At 60.3% G+C, this 16293-nt stretch carries 12 protein-coding genes and 1 pseudogene; 10 read left to right on the top strand and 3 right to left on the bottom strand.

Features of this window, described 5'->3' with window-relative positions; translation table 11 throughout:
- Positions 1 to 48 precede the first annotated feature (48 nt).
- Complete coding sequence (locus HMPREF9371_RS02105; RefSeq protein ID WP_009118194.1) at positions 49 to 1281, bottom strand: aspartate kinase; 1233 nt, start codon at positions 1279 to 1281, stop codon at positions 49 to 51.
- Between the two features lie 195 nt (positions 1282 to 1476).
- Here HMPREF9371_RS02105 and radA point away from each other — a divergent pair, with 195 nt between their 5' ends.
- Positions 1477 to 2856: a DNA repair protein RadA gene (gene radA / locus HMPREF9371_RS02110; RefSeq protein WP_009118195.1), complete on the top strand. Its 1380-nt coding sequence runs from the start codon at positions 1477 to 1479 to the stop codon at positions 2854 to 2856.
- Between the two features lie 171 nt (positions 2857 to 3027).
- Here the strand turns inward: radA and menA are convergent, their stop codons facing one another.
- Positions 3028 to 3942, bottom strand: a complete 915-nt coding sequence (gene menA / locus HMPREF9371_RS02115) for a 1,4-dihydroxy-2-naphthoate octaprenyltransferase (protein ID WP_198003606.1) — start codon at positions 3940 to 3942, stop codon at positions 3028 to 3030.
- A 271-nt stretch (positions 3943 to 4213) separates the two neighbouring features.
- Here menA and HMPREF9371_RS02120 point away from each other — a divergent pair, with 271 nt between their 5' ends.
- The 8 genes and pseudogenes from HMPREF9371_RS02120 to aspS all read left to right on the top strand — a co-directional run bounded on the left by HMPREF9371_RS02120 (position 4214) and on the right by aspS (position 13932).
- Positions 4214 to 5671 carry a TrkH family potassium uptake protein gene (locus HMPREF9371_RS02120; RefSeq protein WP_009118197.1) on the top strand — a complete coding sequence of 486 codons (1458 nt, stop codon included), beginning with the start codon at positions 4214 to 4216 and terminating at the stop codon, positions 5669 to 5671.
- Between the two features lie 127 nt (positions 5672 to 5798).
- Positions 5799 to 7649 (top strand): lytic transglycosylase domain-containing protein, encoded by a 1851-nt coding sequence (locus tag HMPREF9371_RS02125; RefSeq protein ID WP_009118198.1) that lies wholly within the window; start codon positions 5799 to 5801, stop codon positions 7647 to 7649.
- Positions 7650 to 7826: 177 nt separating this feature from the next.
- The gene (gene serC, locus HMPREF9371_RS02130) at positions 7827 to 8927 is read left to right on the top strand and encodes a 3-phosphoserine/phosphohydroxythreonine transaminase (protein ID WP_009118199.1); all 1101 of its coding nucleotides are present in this window, start codon (positions 7827 to 7829) and stop codon (positions 8925 to 8927) included.
- 135 nt (positions 8928 to 9062) lie between these two features.
- On the top strand, positions 9063 to 10154 hold the full coding sequence (locus HMPREF9371_RS02135; RefSeq protein ID WP_009118200.1) for a phospholipase A: 1092 nt from the start codon (positions 9063 to 9065) through the stop codon (positions 10152 to 10154).
- A gap of 37 nt (positions 10155 to 10191) precedes the next feature.
- Positions 10192 to 10426 (top strand): annotated as a pseudogene (locus tag HMPREF9371_RS14000) (ATP-dependent exonuclease).
- Between the two features lie 70 nt (positions 10427 to 10496).
- On the top strand, positions 10497 to 11192 hold the full coding sequence (locus HMPREF9371_RS02140; protein ID WP_040660653.1) for a DUF502 domain-containing protein: 696 nt from the start codon (positions 10497 to 10499) through the stop codon (positions 11190 to 11192).
- 25 nt (positions 11193 to 11217) lie between these two features.
- Positions 11218 to 12060 carry a VanW family protein gene (locus HMPREF9371_RS02145; protein WP_009118202.1) on the top strand — a complete coding sequence of 281 codons (843 nt, stop codon included), beginning with the start codon at positions 11218 to 11220 and terminating at the stop codon, positions 12058 to 12060.
- Positions 12061 to 12123: 63 nt separating this feature from the next.
- The gene (gene aspS / locus HMPREF9371_RS02150; protein ID WP_009118203.1) at positions 12124 to 13932 is read left to right on the top strand and encodes an aspartate--tRNA ligase; all 1809 of its coding nucleotides are present in this window, start codon (positions 12124 to 12126) and stop codon (positions 13930 to 13932) included.
- A 282-nt stretch (positions 13933 to 14214) separates the two neighbouring features.
- Here aspS and HMPREF9371_RS02155 read toward each other — a convergent pair whose 3' ends face one another.
- Positions 14215 to 14493: an accessory factor UbiK family protein gene (locus tag HMPREF9371_RS02155; protein ID WP_040660655.1), complete on the bottom strand. Its 279-nt coding sequence runs from the start codon at positions 14491 to 14493 to the stop codon at positions 14215 to 14217.
- A gap of 346 nt (positions 14494 to 14839) precedes the next feature.
- Between HMPREF9371_RS02155 and glnA the strand changes: the two genes are divergently transcribed.
- Positions 14840 to 16258: a type I glutamate--ammonia ligase gene (gene glnA / locus HMPREF9371_RS02160; RefSeq protein ID WP_040659992.1), complete on the top strand. Its 1419-nt coding sequence runs from the start codon at positions 14840 to 14842 to the stop codon at positions 16256 to 16258.
- Positions 16259 to 16293: the final 35 nt, after the last annotated feature.

Genomic DNA, 16293 nt, shown 5'->3' on the forward strand with positions numbered 1-16293 from the left:
GGCCGCAGCAAAAAGCGCCGGGTGGCGCTTTTTGCGTATTCTGCTTGATCAGCCCGCTTGGTTTTGATCCAAACCAAAGGCTTTATGCAACACACGGGTGGCCAGCTCCATGTATTTCTCGTCGATCAGCACCGATACTTTGATTTCAGAAGTAGAAATCATTTGGATATTGATGCCCTCTTCCGCCAGGGTGCGGAACATGGTGGAAGCCACGCCCACATGCGAGCGCATGCCCAAGCCCACGATGGATACTTTACACACGGTGTCGTCGCCGTCGATGGCGGCGGCGCCCAGGCTGCTTTGGCTGTTGTGCAGCAGCTCCAAGGTCGCTTTGTAGTCGCTGCGCGGCACTGTGAAGGAAAAATCGGTGGTGCCCTGCTCGCCCACGTTTTGAATGATCATGTCCACTTCGATATTGGCGTCGGCCACGGCGCCCAAAATCTGATAGGCAATGCCGGGCTTGTCGGGCACGCCGCGCACATTGATGCGGGCCTGGTTTTTATCGAATGCGATGCCGGATACGATGGCTCTTTCCATGTTTTCGTCTTCCTCAAAAGTGATTAATGTGCCTTCGCCGCCCTCGATTAGGCTGCTCAATACGCGCAGGCGGACTTTGTATTTGCCGGCAAACTCCACCGAACGGATTTGCAAAACTTTCGAGCCCAGGCTTGCCAGCTCGAGCATTTCGTCAAAGGTGACGGTGTCCATGCGGCGGGCTTCGGGCACCACGCGCGGGTCGGTGGTGTACACCCCGTCCACATCGGTATAAATCTGGCACTCGTCCGCTTTCAAGGCGGCAGCCAATGCCACGGCCGAGGTATCGGAGCCGCCGCGGCCCAAAGTGCTGATGTCGCCGTCGGCCGTGATGCCTTGGAAACCAGCCACAATCACCACCCTGCCGGCCTCAAGATCGGCCCGCATTTTGCCGTCGTCGATTTCCTCAATGCGGGCTTTGGTGTGCGCCCGGTCGGTGCGCACCGCCACCTGCCAACCGGTGTAGCTTTTGGCATCTACGCCGATGTCTTTTAACGCCATGGCCAGCAGGCCGATGGTCACCTGCTCGCCGGTGGCCAACACCACGTCCATCTCGCGCGGATCGGGGAACTCCTGCATTTCGTGCGCCAATGCCACCAAGCGGTTGGTTTCGCCGCTCATGGCCGACACCACCACCACCACATCGTGGCCTTGGGCGCGGGTGGCCGCCACCCGGCGGGCCACATTTTTGATGCGTTCGGCGGAGCCGACCGAGGTGCCGCCGTATTTCTGTACGATTAAAGCCATGGATTTCTATGCTTTCTTGATAAGCTGGGAAAGGTTGAAAAGGTTTCAGGTAGCCTTTTCCAACCGGCACGGGTACCGGCGGAAAAAGGCGGTATTATTCCTATTTTGCACAGCAAAAACAAGCAGTGCGGCGGCTTTTTCCGTCGGCCGGCTGTGCTACACTGCCGGCCTTCCGATTTTCTTCCCCTCTACGCCATGGCAAAAGCACCGAAAACCGTTTACCAATGTAGCGAGTGCGGCGGCACCACGCACAAATGGCAGGGCAAATGTCCGCATTGCGGCGAATGGAACACCCTGCAGGAAAGCCTTGCTGCGCCCGAGCCGAAAAATGTGCGCTTCCAATCGTGGGCGGCCGACACGGCACAGGTGCAGGAGCTTTCCCAAGTGACCGCCACCGAAGTACCGCGCGAACCCACCGGCATGGGCGAACTCGACCGCGTATTGGGCGGCGGCTTGGTAAACGGCGCGGTGATTCTGCTCGGCGGCGACCCCGGCATCGGCAAATCGACGCTGCTCTTGCAAACCGTGGCCATGATGGCGAAAAGCCGCAAAGTGCTGTATGTGTCCGGCGAGGAATCCGCCCAACAAGTCGCCTTGCGCGCACAACGCTTGGGCTTACACAGCGAAGGCGTCAACCTGCTGGCGGAAATCCGCATGGAGGCGATTCAGGTAGCCTTGAAACAGCACGAACCGGCCGTGGTGGTGATCGACTCCATCCAAACCATGTATTCCGACCAAATCACTTCCGCGCCCGGCTCGGTATCGCAAGTGCGCGAGTGTGCCGCCCAGCTCACCCGCATGGCCAAACAAATGGGCATGGCCATGATTTTGGTCGGCCACGTCACCAAAGACGGCGCCATCGCCGGCCCGCGCGTACTCGAGCACATGGTCGATACCGTGCTCTATTTCGAGGGCGACCAGCACTCCAACTACCGCATGATCCGCGCCATCAAAAACCGCTTCGGCGCAGCCAACGAGCTGGGCGTGTTCGCCATGACCGAACACGGCTTGAAAGGCGTGTCCAACCCTTCGGCGATTTTCCTTGCCAGCTACCGCGACGACGTGCCCGGCTCGTGCGTGTTGGTGACACAAGAAGGCAGCCGCCCGCTATTGGTGGAAATTCAAGCTTTGGTGGACGACGCGCACGGCTTTACGCCCAAACGCCTCACCGTCGGCCTCGAACAAAACCGCCTCGCCATGCTGCTGGCCGTATTAAACCGTCATGCCGGTATCGCCTGCTTCGACCAAGACGTATTCCTCAACGCGGTCGGCGGCGTGAAAATCAACGAACCGGCCGCCGACCTCGCCATCATCCTCGCCATGTTCTCCAGCTTCCGCAACCGCCCGCTGCCTGAAAAAATGGTGGCTTTCGGCGAAATCGGCTTGAGCGGCGAAGTCCGCCCCGTGGCCCGCGGGCAGGAACGCTTGAAAGAAGCGGAAAAACTCGGCTTCAAACGCGCCATCGTGCCGCAGGCCAATCTGCCGCGCCAGCCGAAAGACTTTCCCGGCCTGCAGATTCACGGCGTGAGCAGTTTGCAGGAGGCGGTAGAGGTGTGCCGCCACGCGGCGGATTGAGGCAGCAAGCGCCGCTTGGCTTGACACGCAGCGCCAACCCGACACAGCCAAGCCGAACCACTATTGCATGATGGCCGGGTTACGGCTTAGGCCTAAGCCAAGCGACGCATCTTAGCGCTGATCGCAACAGGCTACCTGAAATGCTTTCAGGTAGCCTTACCGCTTGCCCATTCAACTCACAAGCCAAACCACGCCGGCCAAGCATGTCGCCCACAGCAGAATCCAGCGGCCGAAACCCGCAAGCAGACGGTGGAAAACCGGACGTTCGCCTTGCCGCGCCGCCCGCCGCAGCGCCAGCCATGCGCCGGCCGACACCGGCCACAACAGCGCCGTTGCCATGAGCGCTGCCGCAAACGGCAGGCTGTGGAACAGCCACGCCGTCCAGCACACCGCCGCCGCACCCAGCAAAACCGCATGGTAAGCCACCGCCCGCTGCCTTCCCAAACGCACGGCCACGGTGTATTTGCCGGCTGCACGGTCGCTGTCCAAGTCGCGCAGATTATTGATGTTCAACACCGCCGCGCACCACAGCCCCTGTGCATTGGCCGCCGCCCACAACGGCCAAGACAAGGGGCAGCCGTAAAGCAAAGCGCCGCCGCACACCGCCAACAAACCGAAAAACAGCCACACCGCCGCTTCGCCCCCACCGCGGTAGCCGTAAGGGCGGCTGCCTGCAGTGTAGTGCCAGGCCGCCGCCAGCGACAGCGCACCAGCCAACCACCAAGGCCAGCCCGCCTGCCACCCGGCGAGGCCCGACACAAACAGCAATATCGCCCCGCTTGCCACACACAAGGCGCCGCAGCACAGCAAAGCGCGCCGCATGGCCGGCCGGCCCAACCGTCCGCTGCCGCACAAACGGTCGCTGCGGGCATGGTCGGCGCCGTGGCGGGCATCGCCGTAATCGTTGGCCAAATTGGCAAAAATCTGCAACAGCAAAGCGGTGCTCAACATAGCGGCGAACAGCGGCCACTGAAAACGCTGTTGCTGCCAGGCCGGCAAAGCGGCCAACAAAACCGATGCCGCCGCCAAAGGCAAAGTATGCGGCCGCGCCGCCTGCCACCACAGCCGCCAAGAAAGGGAAAACACGATACCGCCCCAACCGAAACCCAAAGCGGCACAGGCTACCTGAAAGCCCTACGGCAAAGCAAGCGGCAGCCGAACCACACCACTTTTCACAATCTTTCAGGTAGCCCTAATCTCTTCAAAACGCCACACCATTCCTTCAGCCGGCCTCAACGGTTGCGCTCCTCTACCGACATTCAGCAGCAGACCGCATTTTTCGGTACAATCGCGCCCGCACGCCGCCGGCGTTCCCCCCCGAATATCCGTCCACCCCTTCCGCCGTACGCGCCCCACCATGTACAAACTCGCGCCCATTGTTCATGCCCTCTCCAAGCTCGGCTTGGTATTCTCCCTGCTGCTGTTGGCGCCGGCCGGTGTGTCTTGGTTTTACGACGACGGTGTGTTTTGGGTGTTCGCCGACACCGCGCTGGTTACCCTGTTCGGCTCGCTGGCCGCTTGGCTGCTGACCCGCCGCCACCAACGCGAACTGCGCACCCGCGACGGCTTCACCCTGGTGTTTTTGTTTTGGCTCGGCTTTGCCGCCGTGGCGTCCCTGCCCTTCTTCTGGCATCTGCCTGAGATGAGCTACACCGACGCCTTTTTCGAAGCCATCTCCGGCCTCACCACCACCGGCGCCACGGTGATGAACAATCTCGATTCACTGCCCGCCTCGCTGAATTTCTGGCGCCATATGCTCAATTGGCTGGGCGGCATGGGCATCATCGTGCTGGCGGTGGCGATTCTGCCCATGCTCGGCGTGGGCGGCACCCAGCTCTTCAAAGCAGAAATCCCGGGGATCAATAAAGACAGCAAAATGGCGCCGCGCATCTCGCAAACCGCCAAAACGCTGTGGGCGATTTACGTGTTTTTCACCGTACTCACCTGCCTGGCGCTGCGGCTGGCCGGCATGAGCTGGTTCGACGCCGTCTGCCACGCCATGTCGTGCTTCTCTTTGGGCGGCTTCTCCACCCACGACGCCAGCATCGCCTATTTCGATTCGGTGGCGGTGGAAGCCGTGCTGTCGGTTTCCAGCATCATCGCCGCCGTCAATTTCACCAACCATTTCTACGCCCTGCGCCAACGCTCGATGGCGGTTTACCTGAAAGACACCGAAGTGCGCGTGATGGCGTTTACCCTCTTGGGCAGCATCGCCGTATTTACCTTATACCTGTGGTACAAAGAGTTTTATGCCGGCCTTGGCGAATCGCTGCGCTTCGTCAGCTTCAACTTCATCTCCATCGGCCTGGCCAACGGCTATGCCAACGCCAACTTCGCCGCCTGGCCGCTGCTGCCGGCGCTGTGGATGTATTTCCTCGCCAACGTGTTGGCCAACGCCGGCAGCGCGGGCGGCGGCATCAAAACCATCCGCGCCGTGGTGCTGTTTAAATTCAGCCTGCGCGAAATGCTGCTGCTGCTGCACCCCAAAGCCGTGCACACCGTGAAAATCAACGGCCGACAGATTCCCGAACGCATGGCGCTCACCGTGCTGGCCTTCATCTTCGTCTATTTCATGACTGTGGTATTATTCACCTTCGCCCTGATGGCCTCCGGCCTCGATTTCGTGACCGCCCTCTCCGGCACCATCGCCTGCATCACCAATGCCGGCCCCGCCTTGGGCAGTCTCGGCCCCGCCTCCAACTACGCCGCCCTCAGCGACGTGCAGAAATGGTTGTGCACCGTAGTGATGCTGCTGGGGCGCTTGGAAATTTTTACCGTCCTGATTCTGTTTACCCCCGCCTATTGGCGCAAATAAACCCTTATTCCTGTTTTTCAGGTAGCCTGATCCGGCCGCACGGCCTTCCCGCTTCCCGATTGACTCCGGCTACCTGAAACCGCTCTCCCCCGCGCCGCATACCGGCCGCCCAAAGGAAGGATTCCCCATGCACATCCCCCACCGCCTCCGCCTGCTTGCCCTCGCCGCCGCTCTCGCCGCCTGCTCCAGCCAAGTGGAAACCCCAGTCGAGCCGGTTAAATCGGGCAGCAGCGGACACGTGCAGCTGCCCGGCAGCCGCAGCGCCGAAGCCGACGCCAAAGTGCTGGCCGACTACCAAGCCTTCCTCGCCGCCCAAGAAGCCCTCAAACAAAACGACGACGCCCCCGCCGCCCGCTTTCTCGCCCACGCTCCCGCCAGCGCCATGGCCGACACCCTGCGCAACCAATGGCTGAAAAGCCTGGGCCGTCGCGGCGAATGGCCCTTATTCGCCGAGCAATACGACCTCTTGAAAGCCGATGCGCGTGACCAAGAAACCCGCTGCTATGCCACCATGGCCGGTTTGGAAGCCCCGGGCGAATGGGTCGGCGGCCTGCTGAACGAGCTGGGCCGGCTGCCCGAAGGCTGCAACCGTTTGCTGAACCATTTGGCCCCGGGCTTGGACCGTGCCGCCGCTTGGCGCCGCGTGCGCGGCCTCTTGGCCGCCAACCAGATTACCGACGCGCGCAACCTCGCCGCCGCCCTCGGCTCGCCCCTGCCAAACCCACTCACCAGCGGCAACAGCAGCAGCCAAGGCGGTCAGGAAGCCCTGTTGCACAGCGTCATCGGCCAAAACGCCCGCCGCGAAGCCGGCGCTGCCGGCCGCTTGCGCAGCCTCTCCGCCAGCCTGCGCCCCGAACAAATCGGCTTTGCCTGGGCGGTGCTCGGCCACCAGCAGGCGCTCAACCAAAACTTCGCCCAAGCCCTGCAGTTCTTCCAACAGGCCGACAGCAGCCAATTCAGCCGCGAACATTGGGAATGGTACGCCCGCAGCGCCTTGCGCCTGGGCCGCTGGGGCGAATTGAAAAACATCATCCAAGCCATGCCGGCCAAACTGCAGGCCGACCCCGCCTGGCAATACTGGCTGGGCCGCAGCTTGGCCGCCGAAGGCCAGCAGGCCGCCGCGCAAAACTTCTACCGCCAAGCCGCCGCATCCGGCCGCAACTTCTACGCCCTGCTCGCCACTGAAGCCTTGGGCGGCCAAGTGGATGCCCGCAACAACACCGGCCAAGCCTCTAGCGCCGAAGTAAACCGCGTGGCAGCCGACGGCGCCATCTCCCGCGCCCTGAGTCTGTTCCGCGCCTCACAAAGCAGCGGCGACTGGACCATGCGCCGCCAAGCACAGGCCGAATGGCGCTATGCCATCGCCGGCTTCAACGAGCCCACCCTGCTCGCCGCTTCCAAACTGGCGCACGATCAGGGTTTCTATGAAATGGGCATTCTGTCTGCCGACAAAACCGATCGCCTGCTCGACTACGGCCTGCGCTACATCGCGCCCTTCCGCGACATCACCACCCGCTACGCCGCCCAAGCCAATGTGGACCCGGCCTGGGTGTACGGCCTGATCCGTCAGGAAAGCCGCTTCATGATCGGCGTGCGCTCCCGCGTCGGCGCCACCGGCCTGATGCAGGTGATGCCGGCCACCGCGCGCGAAATCGCCAATAAAATCGGCATGAACCCCGCCGACTTGCACAACATCGAAGGCAATATCCGCATGGGCACCTGGTATTTGGGCGACGCCCGCAACCGCCTCGGCCACGAAGTGCTGGCCACCGCCGGCTACAACGCCGGCCCCGGCCGGGCCCGCCGCTGGCAGGCATCCGTGCCGCTGGAAGGCACCGTGTATGCAGAAACCATCCCCTTCGACGAAACGCGCGATTACGTCAAGCGTGTGATGGCCAACGCCACCTACTACGCCGCCCTCTTTAACGAGCCGCAAACCTCGCTCACCCGCCGCATGGGCACCATCCCCGCCCGTTAGCAAACGGCTTGCCCACACAGCCGCAGGCTACCTGAAAGCTGTATTTGGCAGTCTTTCAGGTAGCCTGTTTTATTGCCGCACACCTGTACCCTTGCAGTAAGACGACTGGCGGCATAGAATCCCCTTATATTTTGCGCCGCAACATTCTAATCCCCAGCTTCAGCCAGAAAGCCGCCCATGAACACGCCCATCTACAACTTCTCCGCCGGCCCCGCCGTGCTGCCCGAATCCGTGCTGCGCACCGCGCAAAGCGAAATGTTCGACTACAACGGCACCGGTTTTTCCGTGATGACCATGAGCCACCGCTCCGACGTGTTCATGAGCATTCTCTATCACGCCGAACAAGACCTGCGCCAGCTGCTCGACATCCCCGACAACTACAAAGTGTTGTTTCTGCAAGGCGGCGCCAGCGCGCAATTCAATATGGTGGTGATGAACTTCGCCAACGGCTTCAAACGCGTGGATTCCGTGGTCACCGGCAACTGGTCGGCCATCGCCCACAAGCAAATGGGCAAACTGTCCGACGCCGCCATCCACTTGGCTGCCGACGGCAAAGCCAATGGTTACACCGACCTGCCGCCGGTGGCAAGCTGGGACATCAGCCCCGATTCGGCTTTCGTCCATTTCGTGATCAACGAAACCGTGCACGGCCTGCAATACCGCGAGGTGCCCAAATTGGCCGACGGCATGCCGCCCCTGGTGTGCGATATGTCGAGCGAAATCCTGTCGCGCCGCATCAATGTGCGCGATTTCGGCGTGATTTACGCCGGCGCGCAAAAAAACATCGGCCCGTCCGGCGCCACCATCGTCATTATCCGCGAAGACCTGCTGGACCGCTGTTCCGACCGCATTCCCGACGTGTGGAATTACCGTTCGCACGTCAACAAACAGGGCATGTACAACACCCCGGCCACCTATCCGATTTACATCGCCGGCTTGGTGTTCCGCTGGCTGCAGTCGCAAGGCGGCGTGGCGCAGATGGAAACCATCAACACCTTAAAAGCCAAAACTCTTTATGATGCCATCGACGGCAGCGGCGGTTTCTACCGCAACCCCGTCCAAGCCGACGCCCGCTCCAAAATGAATGTGATCTTCAGCACCGGCAATGCCGAGCTGGACGAACGGTTCGCCCAAGAATCCACTACCCGCGGCCTACAGCTCCTGCGCGGCTACAAAAGCATGGGCGGTATGCGTGCCAGCATCTACAATGCCATGCCGCTGCAAGGCGTGGAGGCGCTGACCGAATTCATGCGCGAATTCCAAAACCGCTACGGCTGACAGCGGGCAAAACCATCAACCGCACTTTCCGTGCGGTTTGCGCATTTCAGGTAGCCCAAGTGCCGCCCAACCACTCCGTACAGGCCGATACTTTCTTTCTCCAACTTTATTCACCTTAACCTTTCCTTCATCGCCATGCGCCCGACCGCCCTGTTTACCCTGCTTACTTTAGCCGGCTGGTGTGTTCCCGCCGCCGCCGACACCCAGCAAGCCGTCCTGGCCTGCACCCAAATCGGCGACCCTGCCGCCCGCCTGGCTTGTTACGACCGCGCCACCGGCAGCGAAACCCCGCCAGCCGAAAAAGCCGCCATCGACTTGAGCGAAAGCGCCCGCGCCAGCTTCGAGCACGGCAAAGCCGAGCTGGTATTCACGTCCACCAGCCAAACTACTGCCGGCGACACCGCAACAGACGCCACCGCCTACACCCCGCTGAGCCTGGCCTTTGATCTAGACCGCAACCACGACTCCGGCATCCTCAGCGCCCGGCCGCACCGCCCCATCTATCTGCTCCCCGGCTGGTTCAACAGCTCGCCCAACCGCTACCCTTCCTCGCCGGAACACCGGGCCGACCAAAGCGACCAAAACCACGCCGAAACCAAAATGCAGATTTCCTTCAAAACCAAACTGATGGAAGACGTATTCGGCACCCATGCCGATTTGTGGTTCGGCTACACCCAAATTTCGCATTGGCAGGTGTACAACGGCTCCATGTCCTCCCCCTTCCGCAACACCGATTACGAGCCCGAATTCATCCTCACCCAACCGGTGAAAGCCGACCTGCCCTTCGGCGGCCGCCTGCGCATGCTCGGCGTGGGCGCGGTGCATCAATCCAACGGCCAAAGCGACCCCCTCTCCCGTTCGTGGAACCGCCTCTACCTGATGGGGGGTATGGAATGGGGCAAACTCACCGTATTGCCCCGCTTGTGGTGGCGCATTCCCGAAAGCCGCCGCGAAGACGACAACAGTAACATCAACCGCTATATGGGCTACGGCGATTTGCGCCTGCACTACCGCTTCGACGACCGCCAAACCCTCGGCGCCCTGATGCGCTACAACCCCGCCAGCGGCAAAGGCGGCGTTCAGCTCGACTACACCTTCCCATTAGCCGGCCGCCTCAAAGGCTACCTGCAAGGCTTCCACGGCTACGGCGAAAGCCTGCTCGACTACAACCACAAACACAACAGCATCGGCATCGGCGTGATGTTGAACGACTGGGACGGCTTATAAACCCCCGCCGCCTGCTGTTTCAGGTAGCCTGAGACCTTTGCAAAACCCCCATCTGCGGCGCATTTCTGCATTGTGCGTTTATGCCCTATGGGTACTGCTCGCTCGCTTGCCTATCGTGTGATATGTCTGTCCCACGGGGATTCCTAGCGTTCACGTTCGCTGCGCTGTTACACCTTGAACCGCATTCACATCTGGAGGTTTTGCAAAGGTCTCAGCCGGCAAACAACAGGCTACCTGAAAATCCCAGCCGCCCTTCCGCCGCCAAAGGGTAAAAAACGCTCGTTTCCTCCCCTTCAAGCGCGTATAATGCGCGCCTTTATTTCCGTCTTTTTCGCGCACCCCATGGACCACAAACCGTCAGAAAGCGGCGGCATCGGCAAAGCCATCAAAAAATACCTGATCACCGGCATTCTGGTCTGGCTGCCCGTGGCCGTGACCATCTGGGTGGTCACCTACATCATTTCCGCCACCGACCAACTGGTCAACCTGCTGCCCGCGCGCTGGCAACCCGAACAATACATCGGTTTCAAGCTGCCCGGCCTCGGCTTTGTCGTGGCCGTATTGGTGCTGTTTTTCACCGGCATTTTCGCCGCCAACGTACTCGGCCGCAAAATCATCCAAGCCTGGGACAATCTGCTCGGCCGCATTCCGGTGGTGAAATCCATTTACTCCAGCGTGAAAAAAGTGTCCGAGTCGCTGTTGTCCGACAACAGCCGCTCCTTCAAAACCCCCGTGCTGGTGCCCTTCCCCCAAGCCGACATCTGGACCATCGCCTTCGTGTCCGGCTCCGTCGCCCCCGCCCTGCAAACCGCCTTAGGCCGGGAAGAATACGTCTCTGTGTACGTGCCCACCACGCCCAACCCCACCGGCGGCTACTACATCATGGTCAAACAAAGCGACATCCGCCCGCTCGACATGAGCGTGGACGAAGCCCTGAAATACGTGATTTCGCTGGGCATGGTCTTGCCCGACGACAACCCGCCCAAACCCGCACCGCCGGCAGAAGGGCTGCCGCCGGAACCCCCTCAGGCTACCTGAAACGCCGCATCGTGGAAAAACCGCCATGAATCCGCCGCCCAAAGTTGCCCGCCCCATCTACCGCAGCCCGCTGAGGCAATGGCTGGGCCGTGAATACTTCATCTTCAAGCGGCGTTGCCAATGGTGGTTCGGCGGCCGACACTGGGCCAAACCGCGCAGCACGCCGGAAACCCCTGTTGCGGTATTCCGCCACCATTCGCCCATTCTGCGGCCGCTGCAGGGCGTAGATATGCAGCTGCAGGAAAACAAACGCACCAATCTGGCGCTGGCGGTGGCCCGCCTCAACAACACGGTCATCGCCCCGCAAGAAACCTTTTCCGTGTGGAAACTGGTCGGCCGCCCCACCCGCCGCAAAGGCTACCTGAACGGCCTGGTGCTGGTAAACGGACAAATCGGCAGCGGCACCGGCGGCGGCCTCTGCCAATTGGGCAACCTGCTGTTTTGGCTGTTCGCCCACAGCCCGCTGGAGATTACCGAACGCTACCGCCACAGCTTCGACGTTTTCCCCGGCGTCGCCCGCACCGTGCCTTTCGGCGCCGGCGCCACCCTGGCCTACAACTACATCGACCTGCAGGTTGGCAACCCCACGCCGCACCACTTCCGCATCCGCCTGTGGCTGGACGACACCGATTTGCACGGCGAGTTGTGCTGCAGCAGCGAATTGGCGGAAAGCTACCGCGTTGAAGAACGCGACCACCGCATCGTGCAGCAAAGCTGGGGCGGCTACACCCGCCACAACCGCATCATCCGCGTAACCGCCCGCGCCAACGGCAGCGAAGAGGAAACCATTCTTGCCGTCAACCACGCGGTCATGATGTACGCCCCTTTACTGCCGCAAGACGGCAGCAACGATACCTCGGCGGTCTGAAACGGCCGTCTTATTTGATTGATTTTGCTTTATCCATACCCTTATTATCAGGAAACACCGATTATGCGCACCAACTACTGCGGCTTGATTAACGAACAGTATTTAGACCAAACCGTCACCGTCAAAGGCTGGGTTCACCGCCGCCGCGACCACGGCGGGGTCATTTTCATCGACCTGCGCGACCGCGAAGGCATCGTACAGGTAGTAATCGATCCCGATACCCCCGAAGCCTTTGCCAAAGCCGATGCTTCCCGCAACGAATACGTGCTCAGCATCACCGGCCGCGTGCGCAACCGCCCTGAAGGCACCACCAACGACAAAATGGTGTCGGGCAAAATCGAAATCCTGGCCAAGGAAATTGAGGTGCTCAATGCCGCCGCCACGCCGCCGTTTATGATTGACGAGGACAACCTCAGCGAAAACGTGCGCCTCACCCACCGCGTGATCGACCTGCGCCGCCCGCAAATGCAGCGCAACCTGCGCCTGCGTTATCAGGTCGCCATGGGCGTGCGCCGTTATCTCGACGCCCAAGGCTTTATCGACATCGAAACGCCGATGCTCACCCGCTCCACTCCCGAAGGCGCACGCGATTATCTGGTGCCCAGCCGCGTGCATCCGGGCGAATTTTTCGCCCTGCCGCAATCGCCGCAGCTGTTCAAACAGCTGCTGATGGTGGCCGGCTTCGACCGCTATTACCAAATCACCAAATGCTTCCGCGATGAAGATTTGCGCGCCGACCGCCAGCCCGAATTCACCCAGATCGACTTGGAAACCTCGTTCCTAAGCGAGAATGAAATCATGGACATCACCGAAGGCATGGCCAAACAGGTGTTCAAAGACGCGCTGGGCGTGGACTTGGGCGATTTCCCACGCATGCCCTATTCCGAAGCCATGTTCTACTACGGCTCCGACAAGCCCGATATGCGCGTGGCGCTCAAATTCACCGAGCTGACCGACTTAATGAAAAACGAAGAATTCAAAGTCTTCCGCGCCGCTGCCGACATGAAAGGCGGCCGCGTGGTGGCCTTGCGCGTGCCGAACGGTGCGAAACTGAGCCGCAAAGATATTGATGAATACACCAAATTTGTCGGCATCTACGGCGCCAAAGGCTTGGCTTACATTAAAGTCAACGACGTCAGCAACATCAGCAACGGCGAAGACAGCGGCCTGCAATCGCCCATCGTCAAATTCCTGTCTGAAAACTGCTTGAAAGAAATCATTGCCCAAACCGAAGCGCAAAATGGCGACATCATTTTCTTTGGCGCCGACAAAGCCAAGATTGTGAATGAAGCCATCGGCGCCCTGCGCATCAAAATCGGCCACGAACACGGCGCGGAAAACGGCTATTTTGTTGATGAATGGCGACCCTTATGGGTGGTGGATTTCCCCATGTTTGAATACGATGAGGAAAACGACCGCTACGCTGCCATGCACCATCCGTTTACCTCGCCCAAACCCGGCCATGAAGACCTGATGACCAGCGACCCGGAAAACTGCCTCGCCCGCGCCTACGACATGGTGCTCAACGGCTGGGAAATCGGCGGCGGCTCCATCCGTATCCACCGCGCCGACATTCAGGAAAAAGTGTTTGCCGCCCTGAAAATCAGCCCCGAAGAGCAACAGGAAAAATTCGGCTTCCTGCTCGACAACCTCAAATTCGGCGCCCCCCCGCACGGCGGCTTGGCATTCGGCCTCGACCGCTTGGTCACGCTGATGGCCGGCGCCGAATCCATCCGCGACGTGATCGCCTTCCCCAAAACCCAGCGCGCCCAATGTTTGCTCACCAACGCCCCCAACGCGGTGGACGACAAACAATTGCGCGAACTCAACCTGCGCCTGCGCGCCAAAGCTGCGGAAAACAAAGAGGCTTAATTATCTGCCCAACATGATGTGTGCAAGAATCCAGGCTACCTGAAATCGGTTTTCAGGTAGCCTGGATTCTTGCACACGCGTCCAGAACACATTTAGATGCAGTTCAAGACGTAGGACTCAGCGAGCAAGGACACTACAACACAGCAGTGAAGCAGTCATATCAAAACCTTTGCAACATTCTCGATCATCTCTGAAAACTCGATTGAGAGAGCAATTTAGACTATCGTGGGGAAATTTTGCCAAGGTCTCAGCCTATTCGTTATGCTGTTCTGGCCGGCCGTTTTATTCGGCGGCGGTTTCTTCTGCTGCCGGTGTCGGCTGATCGGCTTGGGCGGCGGCTTCCAGTTGGGCGATGCGTGCTTCCAAGGCCATCAGTTTTTCACGGGTTTTGATCAGAATCTGCTGTTGGATGTCGAATTCTTCGCGGGTTACCAAATCCATTTTGTTGAACGCGCTGCCGAGCATGGCCTTCACGTTTTTCTCCACGTCTTTTACCGGGCTGGATTCGATGGTGTCGCCTAATTTGGCGGAGATCTCTTCAAAAATTCTTTTGGCAATCACGATTATTCCTTTTTGAGGTTGCGGGGCAATGACGGCATTGTAGCGGTGGCGGCGGAGGCGGGCAAACGGAATCTGCCGCCGGCTTGGAATGCGGCGGTGCGGCAGCATACCTGCTTGCACGGTGCCGCCTGTGTGTGGGGAAGGGAGGTGGCCACAAGGGAAGCAGGTGTCGGCGGCAGGCGGCTTTTTCATTCAGCGCATCAAATCCTTATTCTGTTGTTTGGCGGCCGCTTGGAAAATTTTGCGGTGCAGCATTCAGTTTCCACGGCATCTGTGGCAAAATCAGCCCCGTTTTCCGTCTCAAAGCCGACGCAGGCCGGCGTTTTTTCCGATCCAGGAGCACCACATGTCCATTTCCGAAGTTATCCGCTTGATTGAAGAGCACGAAGTCCGCTTCGTGGATTTGCGTTTTACCGATACCAAAGGCAAGCAGCACCATCTCACCGTGCCCGCCCGTGTGGTGTTAGACGACCCCGAAGAATGGTTTGAAAACGGCCAGGCTTTCGACGGTTCGTCTATCGGCGGTTGGAAGGGCATTCAGGCTTCCGATATGCAGCTGCGCCCCGATCCGGCCACGGCCTATATCGACCCTTTTTACGATGACCCCACCGTGGTGCTCACCTGCGATGTGATCGACCCGGCCCACGGCCAGGGCTACGACCGCGACCCGCGCTCCATCGCCCGCCGCGCCGAAGCCTACCTGAAATCCTCCGGCATCGGCGACACCGCATTTTTCGGCCCCGAGCCGGAATTTTTCGTGTTCGACGGCATCGAATTCGAAACCCAGATGCACCAAGCGCGCTTCGCCATCACTTCCGAAAGCGCGGCCTGGAGCAGCGGCAAACACCTCGACGGCCAAAACACCGGCCACCGCCCGATGGTGAAAGGCGGCTATGCCCCCGTTGCGCCCGTGGATGCCGGCCAAGATTTGCGTTCGGCCATGGTGAACGTGCTGGAAGAAGTGGGCATTCCGGTGGAAGTGCACCACGGCGAAGTGGGCACCGGCAGCCAGATGGAAATCGGCACCAAATTCAGCACCCTGCTCAAACGCGCCGACTGGACGCAGGACATGAAATACGTGATTTGGAACGTGGCGCACAACTTCGGCAAAACCGCCACCTTCATGCCCAAACCGCTGATGGGCGACAACGGCAGCGGCATGCACGTGCACCAGTCGATCTGGAAAGACGGCCAAAACCTGTTTGCCGGCGACGGCTATGCCGGTTTGAGCGAGATGGCGCTGTACTACATCGGCGGCATCATCAAACACGCCAAGGCGCTGAACGCCATCACCAACCCCACCACCAACTCCTACAAACGCCTGGTGCCGCATTTCGAGGCCCCCACCAAGCTGGCTTATTCCGCCAAAAACCGCTCGGCTTCCATCCGCATTCCGTCGGTGAACAGCAGCAAAGCCCGCCGCATCGAAGCACGCTTCCCCGACCCGATGGCCAACCCCTATCTGTGTTTCGCCGCCCTGCTGATGGCGGGTTTGGACGGCATTCAAAACAAAATCCACCCCGGCGATCCGGCCGACAAAAACCTCTACGATCTGCCGCCGGAGGAAGACGCGCTGGTGCCCACCGTGTGCGCCTCTTTGGAAGAAGCTTTGGCCGCGCTGAAAGCCGACCACGAGTTTCTGCTACGCGGCGGCGTGTTCAGCAAAGACTGGATCGACAGCTACATCGCCTTGCAGTCGGAAGACGTGAAACGCCTGCGCATGGCGCCCCATCCTTTGGAATTTGAGCTGTATTACTCGCTGTAAAGCCACGATGGTTTGGCAACAGGCTACCTGAAAGG

It is taken from the genome of Neisseria shayeganii 871, from assembly GCF_000226875.1.
GTDB classification, from domain to species: domain Bacteria; phylum Pseudomonadota; class Gammaproteobacteria; order Burkholderiales; family Neisseriaceae; genus Eikenella; species Eikenella shayeganii.